Annotated in this window: 1 protein-coding gene; it reads right to left on the bottom strand. The window is 43.3% G+C overall.

The features are described from left to right. Positions 1 to 177 precede the first annotated feature (177 nt). Positions 178 to 2,346 (bottom strand): polyphosphate kinase 1, encoded by a 2,169-nt coding sequence (gene ppk1 / locus ACE1AQ_RS11380; RefSeq protein WP_106908366.1) that lies wholly within the window; start codon positions 2,344 to 2,346, stop codon positions 178 to 180. Positions 2,347 to 2,862 lie beyond the last annotated feature (516 nt).

The following is a 2,862-nucleotide window of genomic DNA, read 5'->3' on the forward strand; positions in this document are numbered from 1 at the left end:
CCAGCTTTGGTGGGTAAAATGTATTCTAAGATACATTTCTCAAGAGCGAGGGGGTGGAACGAACCACAAAGACACAAAGGACACAAAGATCGATCGATCCTATGTCAATTAAACTTATCACACAGAACCTAGAAGAGCCATAACTGATAACTGATCACTGATAACTGATCACTGTTCCTATTGACTAACCCCCGCAGATTTAAGGGCTTTTTCCATTAAAATTACATGGGTACTGCTTTCCTGTCCCTGGTTGGCAGGACGACGCTGAATATAACTGCCATCGGATTGTAATTCCCATGCTTGCCGGTTATCTGACAACATGATGCCGAGAATTTCTTCCAGTTCTTTGGCGATCGCTGGGTCATCAATGGGTGTCACTGCTTCCACGCGACGAGTCAGGTTCCGCGTCATCCAATCGGCGCTACCAATATAAACCTCCTCCTGACCACCATTGTAGAAGTAAAAAATGCGGGAATGTTCCAAAAAGCGGCCGATAATGCTAATTACTCGGATATTTTCGCTCACTTCCGGCAATCCGGGCCGTAAACAACAGATCCCACGAATAATTAAGTCAATCTGCACACCAGCACGAGAAGCGGCGTATAAGGCTTCTATAATCGGTTTATCGACAATAGAGTTCATTTTTGCCACAATGCGCCCCGTACCCCCATTTTTACAGTTTTTGGCCTCGCGCTCAATCATTGCTAACATCCGTTTTCGCAAACTCACGGGAGCAATTAAAAGTTTGCGATAGGATTGCTGACGGGAGTATCCGGTCAGAAAGTTAAATAAATCGGTGATATCTGCCCCCAAATCCTCGCGACAGCTAAGTAAGCCCAAATCAGTGTATAATTTAGCTGTTTTTGGGTTATAATTACCCGTGCCAATATGGAAATAACGACGGATTTTATCCCCTTCTTTTCTGACCACGAGAACCACTTTCGTATGGGTTTTTAGACCAACTAAGCCATAAACAACGTGAACTCCGGCTTGTTCGAGCTTTTTCGCCCAAGTAATGTTATTTTCCTCATCAAAGCGTGCTTTTAGTTCCACTAACGCCGCTACCTGTTTCCCATTTTCCGCCGCCGCAATCAGGGAATTGACAATCGGGGAATCTCCGGAAGTACGATACAAAGTCATTTTAATCGCTAAAACATGGGCATCATGGGCAGCCTGGGCGATAAACTGTTGTACTGAGGCACTAAAGGAATGGTAAGGGTGATGAACGAGAATATCGTTATTGCGAATTAAAGTAAAAATATCTTCGCCATCCTGTTCTAGTATCCCGTCTTCGTTACCGTCAACTATTTCTCGCAATCCCTGTAAAACCGGTGGGGTGACGGGATTCCAAGGCGGATCTTTCAGTTCGGGACAGGGTAAGGACAGAAAATAAAATAAATCCTTGTGTCCCAGCATTCCATCCACATCGTAAACATCGATCTCCTCAAGTCCGAGATCGCGCATGATCCGGTTTTTAATATTGCTAGGAGTAGAACTGTGAATTTCCAGACGTACTGCCGATTTACCAATGCGGCGCTTGCGGACTTCTTCCTCGATCGCTAATAATAAATCATCGGCCTCATCTTCTTCGACGGAGATATCGGCGTTGCGTGTCACCCGAAAAGGATAACATTCTTGAATGATCATGCCGGGGAAAAGTGCCTCTAAATTGTGCATTACCACCTGTTCAAGGGGTACTCCCGTCCAAATCGAAGCTTTTCCGTCTTGGTGGCGTAATTCCTTGGATAATGCCAGAAAACGGGGGAAAACCTGCGGCACTTTCACCCTGGCAAATAATTCTTTATCGGTGTCGGGATCGCGAACGACTACGGCTAAATTGAGACTGAGATTAGAAATATAGGGAAAAGGATGACTAGGATCCACCGCTAGGGGAGTTAAAACCGGGAAAATATTTTGTTCAAAGTAATCGTGGAGATAATTGCGCTGTTCTTGATGTAAATCCACATAGTTAATCAGATGAATTCCCTGTTCTACTAAGAGGTTTTTCAGGGTGTGTTCAAAAAGATGATCCTGCTGTTGCACAAGGGGACGCAGACGGTTACTTATCTCGGTTAGCTGTTCCGAGGCAGTCCGGCCATCGGCACTTAAAACGGCTACATTTGCCTCTACCTGTTGTTTAAGAACTGCCACCCGTACCATAAAAAATTCGTCGAGATTGGCACAAAAAATGGCGGTAAATTTTAATCTTTCTAGTAGGGGAGTCCGAGGATCAAGTGCCTCATAAAGCACGCGATGATTAAATTCTAACCAGCTTAATTCTCGGTTAAAGTAATATTGCGAATCTTTAAGATCGACTTCGGAAGTTACGGTGGACGCTTTAGCCATAGAGTCTAATACCTAAATAATAGATTAAACAGTTAGTAAGAAGCCACTTCAGCCTAAATTTGACTATTTTGGGCGTTTTTGGCCATACTACCCCAGATTAAGCCAAGTTACCCCGATTATCTTGGATGCTAATGCTACTGATTCTAGCCTGACTAGGGAAAAAATCAATTTATTAAAAGGTTAAGAAATCAGTCCCGACAGATCAAGGTTAAATTAATCTTTCGGTGAAATTAGAGTAGCAGTAAGAACAATAGGCATAATTTGCTGAGAATATCGTCTTTAAAGCCTTACCTTGATTATAACACAAAGTCGAGCCGATCTGACTTGTTGAATATATCATCTCCAAGTTCAGGCAATAATCTAATCCGAATCAGAATATTTGGCTCTTCTAGGTTCTGTGTGATAAGTTTAATTGACATAGGATCGATCGATCTTTGTGTCCTTTGTGTCTTTGTGGTTCGTTCCACCCCCTCGCTCTTGAGAAATGTATCTTAGAATACATTTTACCCACCAAAG

The sequence above is a fragment of the Microcystis sp. BLCC-F209 genome (assembly GCF_041928595.1).
Taxonomy (GTDB): Bacteria; Cyanobacteriota; Cyanobacteriia; order Cyanobacteriales; family Microcystaceae; genus Microcystis.

Bases quoted from the DNA above. Each gene is read 5' to 3' on its own strand.
- ppk1 (WP_106908366.1), bottom strand. From the start codon at position 2,346: ATGGCTAAAGCGTCCACCGTAACTTCCGAAGTCGATCTTAAAGATTCG.